Origin of the sequence: Paenibacillus sp. LK1 (genome assembly GCF_002750415.1) — a bacterium.
Classification (GTDB): domain Bacteria; phylum Bacillota; class Bacilli; order Paenibacillales; family Paenibacillaceae; genus Paenibacillus; species Paenibacillus taichungensis.
On the sequence record NZ_PEII01000003.1, the window covers coordinates 498,151 to 515,556 of the forward strand.

15 protein-coding genes and 1 pseudogene are annotated in these 17,406 nt (G+C 47.3%); 7 read left to right on the forward strand and 9 right to left on the reverse strand.

What is annotated here, in order from left to right; translation table 11 throughout:
* Window positions 1-181 precede the first annotated feature (181 nt).
* From CS562_RS09450 to CS562_RS09465, 4 genes are all read right to left on the reverse strand, one after another.
* Window positions 182-640: a DinB family protein gene (locus CS562_RS09450; RefSeq protein ID WP_099855216.1), complete on the reverse strand. Its 459-nt coding sequence runs from the start codon at window positions 638-640 to the stop codon at window positions 182-184.
* A 183-nt stretch (window positions 641-823) separates the two neighbouring features.
* Window positions 824-1,768 carry a DUF1963 domain-containing protein gene (locus tag CS562_RS09455; protein WP_180287083.1) on the reverse strand — a complete coding sequence of 315 codons (945 nt, stop codon included), beginning with the start codon at window positions 1,766-1,768 and terminating at the stop codon, window positions 824-826.
* Between the two features lie 155 nt (window positions 1,769-1,923).
* Complete coding sequence (locus CS562_RS09460; RefSeq protein ID WP_099855220.1) at window positions 1,924-3,213, reverse strand: ammonium transporter; 1,290 nt, start codon at window positions 3,211-3,213, stop codon at window positions 1,924-1,926.
* Window positions 3,214-3,215: 2 nt separating this feature from the next.
* A complete protein-coding gene (locus CS562_RS09465; RefSeq protein WP_099855222.1) occupies window positions 3,216-3,629 on the reverse strand; it encodes a hypothetical protein in 414 nt (137 codons plus the stop codon).
* A 284-nt stretch (window positions 3,630-3,913) separates the two neighbouring features.
* Here CS562_RS09465 and CS562_RS09470 point away from each other — a divergent pair, with 284 nt between their 5' ends.
* Entirely contained in the window at window positions 3,914-4,414 is a 501-nt protein-coding gene (locus tag CS562_RS09470) for a DinB family protein (RefSeq protein WP_076291767.1), read from the forward strand.
* Between the two features lie 87 nt (window positions 4,415-4,501).
* On the opposite strand, the gene CS562_RS09475 is transcribed toward CS562_RS09470, so the two are convergent.
* Together CS562_RS09475 and CS562_RS09480 are read right to left on the reverse strand one after the other, a co-directional pair.
* Entirely contained in the window at window positions 4,502-5,005 is a 504-nt protein-coding gene (locus CS562_RS09475) for a GNAT family N-acetyltransferase (protein ID WP_099855224.1), read from the reverse strand.
* A gap of 100 nt (window positions 5,006-5,105) precedes the next feature.
* The gene (locus CS562_RS09480) at window positions 5,106-6,254 is read right to left on the reverse strand and encodes a M23 family metallopeptidase (protein WP_257219435.1); all 1,149 of its coding nucleotides are present in this window, start codon (window positions 6,252-6,254) and stop codon (window positions 5,106-5,108) included.
* A gap of 218 nt (window positions 6,255-6,472) precedes the next feature.
* On the opposite strand from CS562_RS09480, the pseudogene CS562_RS09485 reads away from it, so the two are divergent.
* The 3 genes and pseudogenes from CS562_RS09485 (at window position 6,473) to thrS (ending at window position 11,304) form a co-directional block, all read left to right on the forward strand.
* Window positions 6,473-7,094 (forward strand): annotated as a pseudogene (locus tag CS562_RS09485) (response regulator transcription factor).
* Window positions 7,091-8,851 carry a sensor histidine kinase gene (locus CS562_RS09490; RefSeq protein WP_099855226.1) on the forward strand — a complete coding sequence of 587 codons (1,761 nt, stop codon included), beginning with the start codon at window positions 7,091-7,093 and terminating at the stop codon, window positions 8,849-8,851. The pseudogene CS562_RS09485 and the gene CS562_RS09490 overlap by 4 nt, the downstream one beginning before the upstream one ends.
* Before the next feature lie 476 nt (window positions 8,852-9,327).
* Window positions 9,328-11,304: a threonine--tRNA ligase gene (thrS, locus tag CS562_RS09495; protein WP_257219436.1), complete on the forward strand. Its 1,977-nt coding sequence runs from the start codon at window positions 9,328-9,330 to the stop codon at window positions 11,302-11,304.
* A 120-nt stretch (window positions 11,305-11,424) separates the two neighbouring features.
* Here thrS and CS562_RS09500 read toward each other — a convergent pair whose 3' ends face one another.
* Window positions 11,425-12,288 (reverse strand): SDR family oxidoreductase, encoded by an 864-nt coding sequence (locus CS562_RS09500; protein ID WP_099855228.1) that lies wholly within the window; start codon window positions 12,286-12,288, stop codon window positions 11,425-11,427.
* Window positions 12,289-12,417: 129 nt separating this feature from the next.
* Here CS562_RS09500 and CS562_RS09505 point away from each other — a divergent pair, with 129 nt between their 5' ends.
* Together CS562_RS09505 and CS562_RS09510 are read left to right on the forward strand one after the other, a co-directional pair.
* The gene (locus tag CS562_RS09505) at window positions 12,418-12,963 is read left to right on the forward strand and encodes a hypothetical protein (RefSeq protein WP_099855230.1); all 546 of its coding nucleotides are present in this window, start codon (window positions 12,418-12,420) and stop codon (window positions 12,961-12,963) included.
* A 70-nt stretch (window positions 12,964-13,033) separates the two neighbouring features.
* On the forward strand, window positions 13,034-13,765 hold the full coding sequence (locus CS562_RS09510) for an MBL fold metallo-hydrolase (RefSeq protein ID WP_099855232.1): 732 nt from the start codon (window positions 13,034-13,036) through the stop codon (window positions 13,763-13,765).
* A gap of 99 nt (window positions 13,766-13,864) precedes the next feature.
* Here CS562_RS09510 and CS562_RS09515 read toward each other — a convergent pair whose 3' ends face one another.
* Complete coding sequence (locus tag CS562_RS09515) at window positions 13,865-15,073, reverse strand: PQQ-dependent sugar dehydrogenase (RefSeq protein WP_099855234.1); 1,209 nt, start codon at window positions 15,071-15,073, stop codon at window positions 13,865-13,867.
* 259 nt (window positions 15,074-15,332) lie between these two features.
* Here CS562_RS09515 and CS562_RS09520 point away from each other — a divergent pair, with 259 nt between their 5' ends.
* Window positions 15,333-16,424, forward strand: a complete 1,092-nt coding sequence (locus CS562_RS09520) for a M24 family metallopeptidase (protein WP_099855236.1) — start codon at window positions 15,333-15,335, stop codon at window positions 16,422-16,424.
* A 145-nt stretch (window positions 16,425-16,569) separates the two neighbouring features.
* Here CS562_RS09520 and CS562_RS09525 read toward each other — a convergent pair whose 3' ends face one another.
* Window positions 16,570-17,253 (reverse strand): queuosine precursor transporter, encoded by a 684-nt coding sequence (locus tag CS562_RS09525; protein ID WP_076291758.1) that lies wholly within the window; start codon window positions 17,251-17,253, stop codon window positions 16,570-16,572.
* Between the last annotated feature and the right edge of the window lie 153 nt (window positions 17,254-17,406).

Below are 17,406 nucleotides of genomic sequence, written 5' to 3' on the forward strand. Positions count from 1 at the left end.
GGCATTTTTAAACGTTGGTTTTCGTTAATTGTAGCTGATCCGGCAATCTCTATTATTAACGTATAGTATCGTCGATCTAATCCTTGCTTAACCGTTGCTTGTTACGGATAACATGCTCTATGTATTCTATTAAATCTGCTCTGTATTCAGGCAGAACCTCACATTATGGACCTGGATCTATCTATTCAAACAACGCTACTTTGGGCTCTATACCAGTTAGTGTCAGCATCGTATGCAGTTGACCCCTGTGGTGATACACATGTCCCATGATCTCAAGCAGCCACTCCAGACGACTGTACGAAGCTCCCCAATAGGAGTCAGTCACCTGTAATAATTCCTCCGTATTAAACTGTCTGTATCGATGATAGAGGTACATCTGATTCGCAATCAGCGCTTCCCTGATCTCACTCAGTGAATTCGGCTGATTTTCCTCGTAAAACAAAGCCATTTCTTCTTCGGAAGCTCCCTCCGAAATATGTACATCTGCACGACAAATGACGGATAGATGAGAAAGCAATTCTCCAACCGGCCGTTTGCCTTCAATCGGAGTCAAAGCCAAGTCCTGCTCCGACAGTTGGTCACATAAATTGATTAATGATGTCACTGCCACATCAATATGTTTAAATGCAGACTGAATCAACAGAAACACTCCCTTTTTATTCCATTATACAGAACATATGATCGCCAATCAACTATAAATTCCCCCTTTATATATAAACCAGCTTTGCTCGAAAACCAACAATGATGAACAAAAAAAGTCCCTCCTCCCTCATATAGACGGAAATTGGGACATTTTGTTGCTCCGATGATAACAAACACGAACTCAACTTGAATATAACGAACAATACGTTTGATCGAATCGTCCTGCGAGCAAGTCAGCCTTGCGAATGAAAAATTGCAGCTCCCCACAATCCCACCATTGAAAACCGATAGCGTCATGCGTATCAATTTTTAATAGAAGTAAGGTATCCGCAAGCTCTTGTTGTGTGCGTTTCTCATCCCCGCCATAATGAGCAGTCAGCTTCTTCTCACACGCCTGCTCGTCATAAGCGTACTCTTCATCTAGCACGATCTGTAACAGCGCCTGATGTTCTGCATCCGGATGCTGACCGTCCGGGTATCCAAACATGCCACCCCAGTTCTGCGTACTCGGATGATTCCAGCTGGACTCAAATTCGAGGTATCGGTCATACAGACCTTCCTCCCCTTCGACAGCAACCGTTCCACCAGACAGCGGGGCGGCGATTGCATTTAGAGCCAGAGAATCAATGTATGCGTATGTAGGAAACTCGAGATTAGGCAGCACTGTTACCGAATGTGCTACAAAATCGTCCTCGCCCAATGCGGTTTCGCCATCAGGCTCTCGCCTTGTCAGATTGTGAGCGTCCGGCTCGTAAATCACACGATGCTCAATATGATAAGCAGGTTCATCCACACCAATGAAAAAGTATAACATGCCCCGTTCGGGCAAACTCCCGCGCCCATCATTTGGCGTATATGGCGTCAAATCCACGAGATTCAACTGGGCCAGGAATGTCATGGGCACCCCATCCTGTGTCAAAGGCCATTTCATGTTACTCGGCAGATCCGGATTTCCACCTACACGTGAATTTCCTGTTCTGCGATACTCATCGATTGTCGATACATCAAGGCGAATTCCCCAACGGCTTGAAGATAACAGCAGATCGGCAGCATTACCCAACCCATATTCTTCAAGAGTTTTCCGGGCTTTTCTGGTCAGACGTTCACATTGTTCAGGTTTAATCATACAGATCCTCCCCTTCTGACAATACATCTATGGTGAGACATATTCAGGTTCACACCTGTATATTCTTCCGCTGACGCTTCTTTCCCTGCTTCTAGCGAAAAAAGAGACTGACATCCGGTGTCAGCCTCCTTCCTTATTATCCATTAGGTTCATTCTTAACGATCCCGATTCGGTGAATCATTCTGGAAAGCACGAATATGCTCCTCGCCATCCAGAAATTCATGCGACTGGTGTGCAGCCATTACACCATGATAACTAATATCCAGACCTAATTCTTCCTCTTCTTCCGTGGAACGGACAGGAACGATCTTGCCAATCAGTTTCAGACCAATCCAGGTCATGACAAATCCCCAGACGACCAAAGCCGTGAGGCCAAGCGCCTGAACACCCAGCAGCCTCCAGCCACCTCCCATGAACAAACCACCATCGGTTGCAAACAAACCCACGGCAATCGTACCCCACATCCCGGATACAGCATGAACAGGGAACGCACCCACAGGATCATCAATCTGCCTGCGGTCTAACCAACTCGTTGCAGCCATCATGAGCAATCCGGATACCGCTCCGATAAATATCGCAGCCACATCACCGACAAAGGCACACCCTGCCGTAATACCGACTAGACCGGCCAACGAGCCATTAATGACCGATGGTGCATCTGAACGATTGAATCGGAACAAGGTGTAGAGCAGTGTAACCGCACCGCCTGAAGCAGCAGATAACATCGTAACGATGGCAATGTGACCGATCCTGACATCAGTTGCACTGAGCGTACTTCCTGCATTGAAGCCAAACCAACCGAACCACAGCAGGAATGCACCTACAGATGCCAGCGGCAGATTACTTGGGAGCGCAATGGCACTTACACCATGCGGCGTATATTTGCCTTTACGTGGCCCAATAATAATCGCTGCGGCCAGTGCAGAGAACCCGCCCAACGCGTGAATGACTGCGGAACCGGCGAAATCCTGCATCCCCAGCTTGCTGAGCCAACCGCCGCCCCATGCCCAATGTCCACCAATCGGATAAATAATGGCCGTCATCAATATGATGTACAGCAGATAGGCACGAAAGTTAATCCGCTCAGCCACAGCACCCGATACGATGGAAATGACAGCAATCGTGAACGCAGCCTGGAACAGCCAGAATGTTTCCAATGATACGGGTACGTCCAGGTGAGACAAGTCTCCATTGAGGAAAAATCCGGTTATGCCTACAAAACCTCCAGCATCAGAGCCATACATCAAGCCAAATCCGATGGCATAGAAAAGCAACGTTCCAATGGTAATGTCAGCGAAAACCTTCATAATAATATTTACACTATTTTTATAACGTACAAAGCCAGCCTCCAGAAGGGCGAATCCGCCCTCCATCAACAAGATCATGGCTGCACTCAATACGACCCAGACCGTATCAATCCCGGAGCTTAACGTCTCCAAAGTCATGCTTATACATCCTCCGTTTCCCTAAGCTGTCTAATCTCCCGGATCGTTTCGGGCGTAAGCTCGATTTCGTCCCGTTCGATGCTGTCCAGATGCTTGATTCGTTCAGCAATGCGGTCCAGTTCTCGTATCCGCCGCCGGATTTGTTCCATTTTGCGAAAACGTTCCTTCACCTGGACCATATATTCCACCGCCTGGTGATGGGATGCAGGGCGGCCTGCGAACCATTTGCGTACAGTCGACAAGGATTGATAAGCCACTTCTTCCGCACGTTTTTTTTGTTCAAATTGTTCAATTTTATGTTTAAGCGTTTCGATCTCATTTTCTTTTTTGACCTTGAGCTGTTGGATAAGGTACAATAAATCGGACGATGATATTTGCAATGCTGTATGGTGATACACCTCGTCAATTACTAACATACCATGTCAGGACTCCTTACATATCAAGTTACTTGTTATCGATTATAGAGTCCAGCACTACTTAGCGTCAATTCTTTTTTTTTGGCGATGGTATAATTTGATATGACCCGTTTATAAAAACAGCTTCATTTTCATCTACATAACTTCAACTAACAAAGTAAATTAAACACCTCTTCGCACTCGCCTTTCAAATCCTCTATGATGTATATTAAGCATCCACATTTTAGGCACCGCACTTACAAAAGCTTACATCATAGAACTCATTTAAAGGAGAGGATCGCACGATGTTCACTCGTAATGACGACATTCGGAGCCAAATCTGGGAAGCCGTCTCTGGACTCAATGAAGAGCAATTGAACCTCCAACCCACACCAACTCACTGGAGTATTATGCAAGTTCTCCGTCACCTGAATATGATGGAAAACATCATTGTGAAGCAAGCCCAAGCCGCTCTAAAGAATGAACAGACCGTTGCTGTGGACAAAAAACCATATGAGCTTACACTCGATCGCAGCCACTCTGTCAGCGCCCCGTCTCATCTCCAGCCTCCTGCGGAACCAGAAACGCTGGCGAATGTACGACACGACCTGGAAGACTCACATCAAGCACTGATGCACGTTGCACAAGATCATGAGTCTGAACTGCTGCGAAGCAAGTCCTTTCTTCACCCGGTTTTCGGTGAGATGGATCTGGCTCAATGGGTCGATTTTGCAAGCTATCATGAAGAGCGTCATCTGGCACAGATTCAGGATATTAAACAAAGGCTTGGCGTGTCGCACACCTAAGTCATCCCCTATTTACTCGATGTAAGCAAAAATAACCTCCAATCCACGCATGTGGATTTGGAGGTTTTCATTTATTGTGAAACATGTTTATATTTTTTTGCCCAAAATCGCCAAATCCCGGTTGACGCCATCCAGCACAGCCACTTCAGGGTAATAGCCCCACTGCACAAAGCCATGCTTGCGCAATAATCCCAGACTCGGTTCATTATGTCCAAACACAAAGCCCAGAATCGTCTTGATTCCAAGCGCAGGACAAGCGTCAAAAATGGTGTTCAGCAAACGTCCGCCAGCCCCAATTCCCCGGCACTGCTGATCCACATACACACTGACTTCCACCGTCCCATTGTACGCAGGGCGTCCATAAAACGAACTCAGGCTAGCCCAGGCTACAACCTGTCCCTCATATCTCATCACCCAAAGAGGGCGATGATCCGATGAATGCTCCTCAAACCACGGAATACGTTGCTCCACGGTCACCGGCTCCAAATCCGCCGTTACCATCCGGCTCTCAATCGTAGAATTATAGATCTCCACAATCCTAGGCAGGTCCTCACGACGCGCATACTCAATCTGTACACTATCCAGCTTCATGTCTACTCCTCCATCATCCAGATCGATTCTATCTTATGACGGTATTATAACGGAGGAAGGAAGTCGACGTCATCCCCCAACATTCAGCTCAATTCCATATTTACTCAGACAACCCTTGAATCGTGTTACCCCGGGTTAACTGCTGGCTCTGATCCGCCCAACGAATGTTAACAGAACGGGAAGTGAATAGATCCGGGCCGTCCGATACCTGGAAGTGCAGATGAGCTTCACTGGAATTACCTGAGTTACCCAGCTCTCCAATGAGGTCTCCCTGCTTGACTTTGTCCCCTTTTTTGACGGCCACACTGCCTTTCTTAATGTGTCCGGTGATGCTGTATTCTCCGTTTCCATGGTCAATGACCACATTATTACCCGCTGGTTCTTCCGGGTTCATAACACCTGGTATGTTATCTGGAATATCATTCTTGATATCGACTACGGTTCCATCTGCTGCTGCATAGAGCGGTTCACCAAAAGCGTAGTAGTTTTCGTTCACTTTCGCATCTCCGTTGTAACTGGAAGCTTCTTTGGTGCGAATAATATCTAGCGCATAGCGCTGTGTTTCATGCTCATAATGATAGTTCGACATCACATCATTACCTCCCCAGAACACATACCATCCCCCCTTCATAGGGAATTGAAACTCGGTTTTGGTGAACGTTTGATCCGTATCTACATGGGGTTCCAGTGGTTGGATTAATAGCCCTTCAATCTGATTAGCTTCGGTAAAATAGGCTTGAATCCCTTTGGTCCCTGTTTGATCCTTCCAGGCGAACTCAGTTAAATGGTTCACTTTGGCATCTACCACTAGATCAAAGGAAGTTACTCCCTCAAGGAATTGATCCGCGGACGTTTTAAACTGTTCAAGCGTTAGTGCTTCCTTCAACTCGGGACTCATCTGACTGTAAATGGCATCCTTGGAACCGTTCATTAACGTATCGATGAAATTCTCAGGTGTAATGATGTCGCTCACCTCTTTACCCGAATTCTCTTCCTGATTTTTACTCTCACTCGCTTCATTGGCATTTGTCATCTGTTCCTCGGACTGCTGTTCCGCCTGCTCGGATGTAATCGAATTACTGTTACCACAGGCAGACAACATCACGCAGGCTCCAAGGGCAATGGCAAGCAACTTCCAGCTCTTTTTGCTCTGTAATTTCTCATGTGCAGCATATCCTGATTTCGGAAGACTTTCCCCGCCATTTAAGTGATCCGTAAGAATTTTAAATCCTTCTTTTAACCTCTTCATTCTCTACATCCCCTCTGGTGTTCGTTATACTTTCCAGTTAAGTGTACAGAATGAATCTTATCCTTCGTCTAACTCTTCCTTACATGTAGTTAAACTGTCGCGTCTTCTATGGCTTCATAATTAAGATTCCGTTAAGATAGCTCACACACTACATAGCCCTCTCGGATGGTATGATTAGCAATAAACAAACAGGAAGCCCTAGGAGGTCATTTCACATCATGGATCACGTCTCCATACTGCTAGTTGATGATGAACAAGCCATTTTACATATGCTCAAAACCGTCCTGCTCAAAGAACAATTTGTAGACATCGACACCGTTACCACTGGGGAAGAGGCGATTACCGCCTGCGAAAATAAAACCTATCACTGCATCGTGCTGGACATCATGCTGCCTGGCAAAAGTGGACTGGAAATCTGTCCCTTTCTGCGGCAAGTGACCGATGCACCGATTCTTTTTCTGACTGCCAAAACTACGGATTATGACAAGTTAACCGGATTCGCCGTTGGCGGCGATGATTATGTCGTTAAACCATTTAATCCACTGGAAGTGGTCGCCCGCTGGTGAGCTTCAAGTTGAAGGACAGCCGGTAAACTGTCCGGCTCTTGTCTATCAGCTGCTGCTCTTTTTCTGCAAGCATCCCAATCGCATTTTCACCAAATCGGAATTGTATGAACGCGTATGGGGTTCGGAAGCCATCAGCGATGACAACACCGTTATGGTTCATATTCACCGTATCCGTGAGCGGATTGAAGCTGATCCCTCTAACCCTGCCTTTCTCGTCAACGTCCGGGGGCTGGGATACAAACTCATTTTGCCTAACCAAGTGTCACGCGCATGAGTATTCGTCGCAGGTTAATGACCCGATTTATCGTTATGCTTGCTGGCGCAGTAGTCCTTATCATCCTGTTGGGTTCTGCAGCCACCTATTGGGTCGTTCAAAAGGTAAATGAAGTAAGCCTGGTGGATGACTTCGCTACTAGTGGTCTTGACCAACTGATTAATACCGCAGAAATCATGCCCGATGGGACGGTCCGCTATGATCCCAGGCTGCTGAAGCAGGTCGAGAAAAATCAGGGATGGCTTCAGGTTGTGGATGAAAAAGGCTACGTCATTGATGATTTTGATACACCGGATGACGTTCCGAAGCAATACAAGCCTGGAGAGTTGATCGCATACTGGGAAGCAAAAAAACCGTTCCCGTACCAGATCGTCATGCTGATTCGGGAGAAAAACGGCGAGATGTTCACCTTGCTGTATGGCGAACGCAATCAGACCAAATCCTTACTCGATCAAGCCCGTGAGGACAGTCATTACACCAATGGAGAGCTTATACTTCTCCCCAAACAAGAGGATGCCATCCGTTCCAAAGGTGCCTATCTGCAAATTTTGGATGCCTACGGTCAAGAGCTGGCTTCTTATAATAAACCTGCCATGGGCGTCCCTAGCAGTTACAACATACAGGAACTGGCTTTGCGTATTCGTTATCCCAATCGATATGGAATATCGATCGCAACCTTTTACGATGTACAGAATGGCACAACCTGGATGCTCAGTATACCTGTCGATCCAACTGCTACAGGGGAAGAAAATCCCTATAACTTCATTTTGACCCCTGTGCTCATTGTGCTGATCCTATCCGTTATCATTTTGCTAATTCTGCTGGCCCTATGGTACGCTAATCGTTTCGGTTCCCCCATGCTGCATATGCTCCAATGGCTCCAACGACTGGAACAAGGACATTATGAAGAACCCAAAGGCATTGGCGGCGTACCTCGCAGCCAGCGACGAAATGGCAAGTGGAAACGGAAATACCACGTGTATGCTGAAGTGCTTCGCTCCATGCAGGCATTATCCGCAACATTGAAACAAGATGAAGAGCTCCGTAAACAGACCGAATCTCTGCGTGAGGAATGGATCGCCGGAATAACGCATGATCTCAAGACACCGCTATCCTCCATCCAGGGATACGCCCATATGCTTGAAGCACAGAAATATAGCTGGTCCCCGGAAGAAGTGAGGGAATTCGCGGGCATTATGCTGGACAAATCCATGTATATGGACCGACTTGTGAATGATCTTGCCATGACGTACCGATTGCGAAGCGGTGGATACCAGCCACCTGCGGAAGAAACTGACGTAAATACGCTACTGCATGATCTCGTCCAGCGTGCAGAACGCAACCCGGTATATGGCGAGGGACGTATTGTGTTCCTCCCTGCGAAAGTTCCGGTATACGGCCATGTGCATATTCCTTCGTTTGAACGCATTGTGGATAACCTGACCGCTAATGCCCTTCTGCATAATCCAGTGGAATCGACTCTGACCGTTAGTGTGCATCCGGGTAAACAGGCTGGGGAGTTCAGTGTTCATTTTGCCGATGATGGTCAAGGAATGGACCCGGAACTGGTCTGGAGGCTGTTTGAACGATATTACCGAGGGACTGATACAGGCACGTCCGATGTCGGATCAGGCCTTGGCATGGCGGTAACAAAAGGCTTAATTGAAGCGATGAAGGGTCGTATTGAAGTACAATCGACTTCTGGTGAAGGTACTGTCATTCGATTAATATGGGATGGACAATCAGAACATGGGTAAAAAACATTCCGCTTGACCTTTTCATTTTCAATCTATATAATCGACACTCAATAACACCTGTTCCAAAATATTGATATGAACTTCAACGATATTAAGATCAACTCAATTGATATCGATTTTGCATATTTGGCGATGACCAGAGACAAGATTCCGTTTGCGTGCTGCCCAGAGAGAGAAGGGATTGGTGAAACCTTCTTCAGCGAACGGACCGGAATTACCCCTCTGCAGCCGTGACCTCGAACTTCAGCTTTTCGGTTTTCTTCACGAATTCCGGACAAAGCTGTCAGTAGAGTTCACCGCCTGATCCCCGATAACGGATTCCAATGAGGGTTATGATGTTCTTGTTTGCGGCGGCTGGTCGTTTTCATGAGCATTCATAACCAAATTAGGGTGGAACCACGAGCTGAGCGCACTCGTCCCTTTTCCGGGACGGGTGTTTTTTGCGCTTCAAATTTGAATATTGGAGAGTGGTTCACATGAGTAATCCGAATAATAACAGTCAATCCAGCAACCAATCGAATGACCAACAGCAACCCGGGCATCCGATTGAAATTCGCCTGCAAGGCGGAGCTGTACGTTCTTACAACGCAGGCATCACTGTAGGAGCGGTCGCCTCATCCATCAGCACAAGTCTAGGTAAACAAGCCATCGGCGGAATCGTGAATGGTAAGAATGTCGATCTCGACTGGGTGCTTGAGCAAGATTGTGAACTCGTCATCGTTACTTTGGACAGCGCGGAAGGTCTGTATCGTTACCGACACAGCACAGCTCATGTACTCGCGCAGGCTCTCAAACGCATCTACGGTGCGGAACAAGTCAAGCTGGGCATCGGGCCTGTCATTGAAGATGGATTCTATTACGATGTCGATCTGGAACATGCTCTATCGATCAGTGATTTGGCTGCCATTGAGCAAGAAATGAACAAAATCATAAAAGAAAATGAGAAAATTAGCCGCCGGGTAGTTAGCCGGGAGGAAGCACTTCGCATCTTTGGAGAGATTCAGGACCCGTATAAGCTTGAACTTATTCAGGATTTACCGGAGGACGCTGAGCTTTCCATTTATGACCAAGGAGAGTTTTTCGATCTCTGTCGCGGCCCTCATCTTCCGTCCACTGGTCGGATCAAAGCATTCAAACTGCTGAATGTGGCAGGTGCATACTGGCGCGGCAACTCGGACAATAAAATGCTGCAGCGCATCTACGGCACTGCTTTCCCGAGCAAAGCCCAATTGGATGAACATCTACACATGCTGGAAGAAGCGAAAAAACGAGATCACCGCAAACTGGGTAAGGAGCTTGAACTGTTCATGTTCTCTGAAGAAGCACCCGGTATGCCGTTCTATCTGCCCAAAGGCATGACTGTTCGTACAGAACTGGAGCAATTCTCCCGTGAATTGCAGCTGCAGGAAGGCTATCAGGAAGTTCGTACTCCCCTCATGATGAACAACCGTCTGTGGGAGCAATCGGGGCACTGGGAACATTACAAGGACAATATGTATTTCTCGGAAGTGGACGATGCGACTTTTGCCCTGAAACCTATGAACTGCCCGGGACACATGCTGATTTTCAAAAATACACTCCATTCCTATCGTGAGCTGCCGATTCGTATGATGGAATTCGGTCAGGTCCACCGCCATGAATTCTCAGGCGCTCTGAACGGCATGATGCGGGTGCGGACTTTCTGTCAGGATGATGCCCATCTCTATGTGATGCCAGAGCAGATCGAGGAAGAGATTAACCAGGCGATTTCATTGATCGGACGTATGTACGACATCTTTGGATTTGAGTACAACATTGAGTTGTCCACTCGTCCGGAAGATTCCATGGGATCGGAAGAGCTGTGGGATCAAGCAGAAAGAGCATTGCAGAATGTACTTGATCGGCGCGGTGTGAAATACCGCATTAACGAGGGTGATGGTGCCTTTTACGGTCCAAAAATTGACTTCCACATTCTCGATGCACTGAAGCGCAGCTGGCAGTGTGGAACAATTCAACTAGATTTTCAAATGCCCGAGAAGTTCGATCTCACTTATATTGGCGAGGATAGCCTGAAACACCGTCCTGTCGTGATTCACCGTGCCATCTATGGTTCAATCGATCGTTTCATCGGCATCCTGACTGAACATTATGCAGGTGCATTTCCGCTCTGGCTCGCGCCCGTGCAAGTGAAGCTACTGCCAGTGTCAGATCATTACGCAGATTATGCGCTTCAAGTTCAGAGCCAGCTGCGGGCTGCCGGTATTCGGGTAGAAACAGACTTGCGCAGTGAGAAGCTCGGCTACAAAATCCGTGAAGCTCAGATGGAAAAAGTGCCTTACTCGCTCGTGCTCGGGGAAAATGAGAAAAATGCCTCATCCGCCTCTGTCCGTGCATACGGTCAGGGCGATCAAGGCATTCAGCGCATTGAAGCATTTATGGAGCTGATTCAGCAAGCTGTGAAGGCCAAAGCCTGAGCGCTTAATTAGGGATTGGCTGGAACTTAACTTTAGAGGCAGCCCGTTAGTATGGAAAACGGCTGCCTCTAATTATGTGGAAACAAGTAAGCAGCATCTGCCGCTTAAAACAGTCAGTAGTTACAATTTCTCTTCGGGTCTAAGTCCAACTTGCTCTTCACTCCATGTCCAGAAACGCTCAGCATCTGCCGCATCCAGCGCATGGGCTTTCAGTTCCTGGTCCTTTTGTTGATAAAAGTAACGCCCGGTTACCCCGGCGACTTCAGGGCTTGTGGCGAGATAGTTGGCCGTTTGTGCCCCTTCTTCTGGTGAAAGGAAAAACGGTAGTTTGCCCACCAAAGCCATAATGCGTGTGCCAAAACCGGTATTGCGGTCTACGCCAATACTTGTACCCACCGCACCGGGATGAAGGCAGTTGACCGTGATTCGGGTATCCGCTAATTTGCGGGCCAGAACACGTGTGAACAACACGTTAGCCAGCTTGGATTGAGCGTAACTTTTGATTGGATTGTAACTTTTGTGCAGATGGGGATCTTCGAAATGGATTTTCCCGGCTTTGTAGGCACCAGACGAAACATTCACTATACGCCCCTGCTTCGCAGACTTCAAAGGTTCGATCAGGAGTAAGGTAAGCAGGAAATGTCCAAGATGGTTAATACCGATAGCTTGTTCGAAACCGTCAGAGGTTTCCTGGCGCTTCAACATGACGACACCCGCATTATTAACGAGAACGTCAAGTGTGTCGTAACGCTCACGGAAGGATTGAACAAAATGGCGGATGCTCTCCAGTGACCCCAGGTCACACAGCATCAGTTCAATCGCAGTAGAGCCGGACTGACGCAGCGCCTCCTCCAGTGCCTGCTGTCCGCGCTTCTCGCTGCGGCATGCCATAATCACGTGATACCCTTGCCTTGCAAGTTCAATGGTGGTTGCCAGACCCATGCCTGAGTTGGCTCCCGTAACAACGGCTGTTGGAATGGACATCAGGTACTTCCCTTCTGAACCAGAGGTTCTTCATATTTTGAGACAGTCATCCTTTTGTTTTTTAAGCACTGCTGACGTCAATATGAGATAATTGAAAGATCACATATTGGTCTTATAGGGAGGATACGTATGCTAACCAAAGAAGACTTCAAGAAACTGAAAAAAGAAGCGAAACTTGAGATTGCATTCATCGAACAGGAAGCTCATAATCTCCAGCAAAAGATAGACTCATCCCTGTATGAAAAAGATAAACTGTGGAACGATGAAGAGATTGGTGAGCTTACCCAAAAACGGAAAGAACGAAAATACAGTTCATGGACGATTGAATTATGCTCGATCATTGAAGACCTGCTGAATCAACTATACCAACAAACGTATCAAAAAAAATTTAATTCGATCCAGTTGATGAAAACTCCTGCATACCGCTCATTATCCAATATCGAGATCCTTCAGGCTGAATTGAAAAATCAGCATCTGTTCCTAAAATCGGAAGAAGAGAAAATTGAAGAAGAAATAGCCAAAGTGTTTCAACTGAGAAATAAACTTATTCACTCCAACTTTTCTTATGCTTCCATTATTAGAGAAAATCACGATGCAAAGCAAGAGTTTGAATCCACCCTGGATACGGTGAAGAAGTATAGAAAACACTTGAAATATAATCAGCCAGAGAACTGACGAATACATGATACATGCAAATGGTCATACACGACAAAGGAGGTGCTCCGGATTCGCTCCGGAAACAAATATGAACAATCAACCCATAGAAATTACGGTTCTAAATCTTCATATTGTCACACCTGCGGGTAAAAACCCGATCTATCCTGTTATGTTGCGCGATGAAGATGGTATTACGCTTGTGGATACAGGCATGATTGGCCAACTCGCCGAACTTCAGTCCGCACTGGAGCATGAAGGCGTTCAGCTGTCTGATATCAAGCGCATTATTGTAACCCATTCCGATATAGACCACATTGGTAATCTTGGTGCCTTGGTGAATGCTATTCCGGAAGTGGAAATCTGGGCGCATAGCGATGAAATTCCGTTTATCACGGGCAAAGAGCCCATGATCAAGTTCACGCCAGAACGCAAAGCGTTGCTACCTGAACCTATAGCGGAGCTGGCGGAACAATTGATCTCACAGCGGACTGAGTTCAAAATATCCAAAGTGTTAGAGGACGGTGACATGTTGCCTCTACAAGGTGGTATCCAGGTCATTCATACACCAGGACACACCCCCGGACATATCTGCTTGTACTTCCGGGAGCAACAATTCCTGCTCGCTGCCGATGAATTGCGTGTGGTCGATGATGAATTGGTGGGTCCTGCTCCACCTGCAACACCGGACATGCCTGAAGCACTTCGCAGCTTGAAAAGGCTGCTTGGCCTGAAGCTGGAGAAGGTACTTTGTTACCATGGTGGCGAGTACACCGATGAGCCGAGTCGGCGCATTGCCGAACTCGCGGAAAGCGCCGACTAATTGGTACCTGCAACTAAGTTATATTTACGTAAATAGTGAATCGAAGGGGCTGTCCATACGTCATAAACATGGCGGGACAACCCCTTTTCTATTGTAATGTTACGGTTTCGGCGTCAGAACGATCAGTTGGTCATCTCCATCACGTGGAGCTCCCCTGCCATCCCGGTTGTTCGTGAGCACGTATAACTTTCCGTCTTCTCCAGAAGTCACATTGCGAATACGTCCCCACTCGTCTTTAAAAATCGGCTCTACCTGCGTTACTTGTGTACCATCTTTGGACAGAGTAATTTTAAGCAGTTGTTCACCCCTCAGATTGGCAGCAAGCAGTGATCCGGCCCATGGCCCTTCCTTTATAAAAGCTACACCTGATGGAGCCCATGTTTCATCTCCACTATGCGCAAGCGGAGCCTGATATGTACCATTCTTATCATCGTCTCCCTCTACCTCTGGCCAGCCATAATTATCACCAGCTTCAATCCGGTTAATTTCATCAAAATTACGCTGACCATGCTCTGTGGCATACAGATAGCCATTGTCCGGGTTCCAAGCCAGGCCCTGTGCGTTCCGATGCCCCATGCTGTACACCGGTGAATTAGGCCAAGGGTTATCTTCTGGGATCGATCCGTCGAGACCAATCCGCAATATTTTGCCACCCAAGCTATCTTCGTTCTGGGCCAGCTCCGGTTCGTACCGTTCACCTGTCGTAATATAAAGCAGATTGTCCGGGCCAATCTTGATCCTTCCTCCATTGTGATTCACCCCACCAGGAATGTCACGGAGCAGCTCCTTGTCTATGGTCGCCTTCCCATCACTCACTTTCAAACGCAACAACCGATTGGCAATGTCACCACCACCTTTTAGATAGGAATGGTATGCATACAGATAGCCATTATTGTCAAAGTCCGGATCAGCAGCAAGTCCAAGCAGGCCACCTTCCCCTTCTTCATTAAACGGTGCAGAAAATTCAATCAGAGGTTCAGATGCCAGCTCTCCGTTCTCGATGACCCGAATGGTACCCGGTCGCTCTGTTACAAACATCCGTCCATCAGGCACGCTTACCAACTCCCAAGGTACATTGAGTCCGTCGACCAGCACGGAAGCCTCATAAGGAATTACAGCATTTTCATCTGTTTCCTCTTCCCCACCAACAGCACTGTTATTACCACCTTCCGCTGTCTGTCCCTGACCTGTACCCTGTCCTTGTGACGTTTGCTGCGACTCTGTCGTCGGGTCACCCGAAGCACAAGCAGTTAGCAAAGCCATACTGAGTAAAGAAGCATATAACGGAACGCTTAGTCGATTATTCATGAATACATCTCCCTTCTAATGTCCATGTTATATCGTGTAATCCCAGTTTCAAGGGACTGTCCATTTCTAAAGTAAGTAAATAAATAAGTAAGTAAGTAAGGCAACCCTACGCGGTTTCGCCCTGTATTACCCTCCCCACCTGCCACTCAAACGGCTAGTTAAAGCTAATTTTCGGTCATCATCCCCGCCTCCATTTGGATTTCCCCGACATTCTTCTATAATAGAAAGATAGAACGAATGAAAGGTGGACATATAACTAATGAATCAAACTCCTTTATCCCGGCTGGAAGCTGGTCTGTCAACGCAAGGATTGGACGCCATGCTGATTACAGATCCGAAACATATTTACTATTTAACAGGTTTTGCGAGTAATCCGCATGAACGTTTCCTTGGGCTTGTCCTTGCACGGGGCGAAGATCCGCTGTTGATCGTGCCTGCACTCGACGAGGAAGCTGCCGCAGCCGCTTCTTCGGTCTCGAACATTGCCACGCATACTGATACGGACAATCCTTACGCCTTATTTGAGCGTTATCAAGGACGTCTGGGCCGCGTAGGTCTCGAAAAAGAATACGTGACTGTCGCACGTTATGAACAGTTGACCGCCGCGCTGGGCGCTGCCAGCTTTGAAGATGTCGGCCCTTTGCTTCGCACCTTGCGTGTGAAAAAAACACCGGATGAGGTCGCTCGCATTCGCCACGCCATTCATCTGATTGAAGAGACGCTCCGCCAAGGACTGTCTCACGTTCGTACAGGTGTAACCGAAATCGAACTGGTTGCCGAAATGGAATACCAGATGAAGAAACTGGGTGCAGACGGCCCTTCCTTTGATACCATGGTGCTCACAGGACCCAAAACAGGCTTGCCACACGGCACACCAGGTGAACGCAAATTGCAGCATGGTGATCTGTTGATGTTTGATATGGGTGTCTACGCTGGTGGGTATGCATCAGATATTACGCGCACATTTGCCTTTGGTGACATTTCACCTGAACTTAAAACCATCTATAACACCGTGCTCGCAGCAAATGAAGCTGCCATTCGGGCAGTTAAGCCAGGTGTCACCTGTGCGGATATTGACCGTGCAGCACGCCAGGTTACGGAAGATGCTGGATACGGCGAACGTTTCCTGCACAGAGTTGGACATGGAATGGGCATTGACGTGCATGAGTATCCTTCACTGCATGGTCAGAACATGGACATTCTGGAGGAAGGTACGGTATTTACGATTGAGCCGGGCATTTATGTAACCGGCGCAGGCGGTGTGCGTATCGAGGATGATGTACTTGTGACAGAAACTGGCGTTGAGGTGCTAACGTCCTATCCAAAAGAGCTGCAAATTCTGACAGACTAATCCTCTTTGGGATCATATCACTTTCGTTTCCATTTTTCTGAAGAAATATGGTGTCATAACCAAAAGTCCCGCGAAACCATGAATGAATGGCTTTGCGGGACTTTTGTGTTGAATTCAACATTTTCCGGACGAATGAACTACGAATCTAGGCTTCATCCTTGAATTTAAAGCTTCGTGCAGCATATAGAAACGGCGTTCCTACCGCGGTCAATACAAATTTGATCACGTACGTCGTCAAGAAAATTTCAAGCCAGACGTCCCATGGATAGATGAAGGCAAAAGCGATCGTGCAGAATACCAGTGTATCCGCAAACGAACTGATGATCGAGCTACCGTTGGTACGTATCCACAACTGATTGCGCCCTGGCGCCACCTTACGCAGCCAAGTGTACAGTCGCACGTCCAGGAACTGACTGATGAAATAGGCTGTCAGACTTCCGAGTGCTAGCCGTGGTAGCAGACCAAACAGGGTTTTCATCGAATCCTGTGCAAAATCCGTCGATGCTGGCTCAAAGAACAATACCATCTGCATTAGCACTGTCGTCATGATCAATGTGAAGAACCCGAACCATACGGCTTTGCGCGCCTCACCCGGTCCATATTTCTCATTGAGCAGATCACTGGTCAGGTACATGCTAACATACATCGTATTACCCAGCGTTAGAACGATACCCATAATATCTATCGTTTTGGTCACCTGTATATTGGCAATGACTGTTGCCACACCAATCCAGGCATAAAGACCCTTTTTACCGAACAAGCGGTAACACAAAAGAAAAAAGCCATACGTTACGAGAACAAAAAGCGCTCCCCATCCTAAATTAAACAATATAAATACACTGCCTTCCTAGTTTTGATTACGCGGGATGGTTACGAACCGCGGTTTGGCTCTGGGCCAAAACATGAATACTCTATCACATTTTCCCAAGGTTGAACAGAACTAAATAACTCCAACTGACTTCAGGTGATATTTACGGTATAA

Excerpts from the sequence above, each read along its gene's own strand:
- CS562_RS09455 (WP_180287083.1), bottom strand. The coding sequence starts at position 1,768 with ATGATTAAACCTGAACAATGTGAACGTCTGACCAGAAAAGCCCGGAAA.
- CS562_RS09460 (WP_099855220.1), bottom strand. The coding sequence starts at position 3,213 with ATGACTTTGGAGACGTTAAGCTCCGGGATTGATACGGTCTGGGTCGTA.
- CS562_RS09465 (WP_099855222.1), bottom strand. The coding sequence starts at position 3,629 with ATGTTAGTAATTGACGAGGTGTATCACCATACAGCATTGCAAATATCA.
- CS562_RS09470 (WP_076291767.1), top strand. The coding sequence starts at position 3,914 with ATGTTCACTCGTAATGACGACATTCGGAGCCAAATCTGGGAAGCCGTC.
- CS562_RS09475 (WP_099855224.1), bottom strand. The coding sequence starts at position 5,005 with ATGAAGCTGGATAGTGTACAGATTGAGTATGCGCGTCGTGAGGACCTG.
- CS562_RS09480 (WP_257219435.1), bottom strand. The coding sequence starts at position 6,254 with ATGAAGAGGTTAAAAGAAGGATTTAAAATTCTTACGGATCACTTAAAT.
- CS562_RS09490 (WP_099855226.1), top strand. The coding sequence starts at position 7,091 with ATGAGTATTCGTCGCAGGTTAATGACCCGATTTATCGTTATGCTTGCT.
- thrS (WP_257219436.1), top strand. The coding sequence starts at position 9,328 with ATGAGTAATCCGAATAATAACAGTCAATCCAGCAACCAATCGAATGAC.
- CS562_RS09500 (WP_099855228.1), bottom strand. The coding sequence starts at position 12,288 with ATGTCCATTCCAACAGCCGTTGTTACGGGAGCCAACTCAGGCATGGGT.
- CS562_RS09505 (WP_099855230.1), top strand. The coding sequence starts at position 12,418 with ATGCTAACCAAAGAAGACTTCAAGAAACTGAAAAAAGAAGCGAAACTT.
- CS562_RS09510 (WP_099855232.1), top strand. The coding sequence starts at position 13,034 with ATGAACAATCAACCCATAGAAATTACGGTTCTAAATCTTCATATTGTC.
- CS562_RS09515 (WP_099855234.1), bottom strand. The coding sequence starts at position 15,073 with ATGAATAATCGACTAAGCGTTCCGTTATATGCTTCTTTACTCAGTATG.
- CS562_RS09520 (WP_099855236.1), top strand. The coding sequence starts at position 15,333 with ATGAATCAAACTCCTTTATCCCGGCTGGAAGCTGGTCTGTCAACGCAA.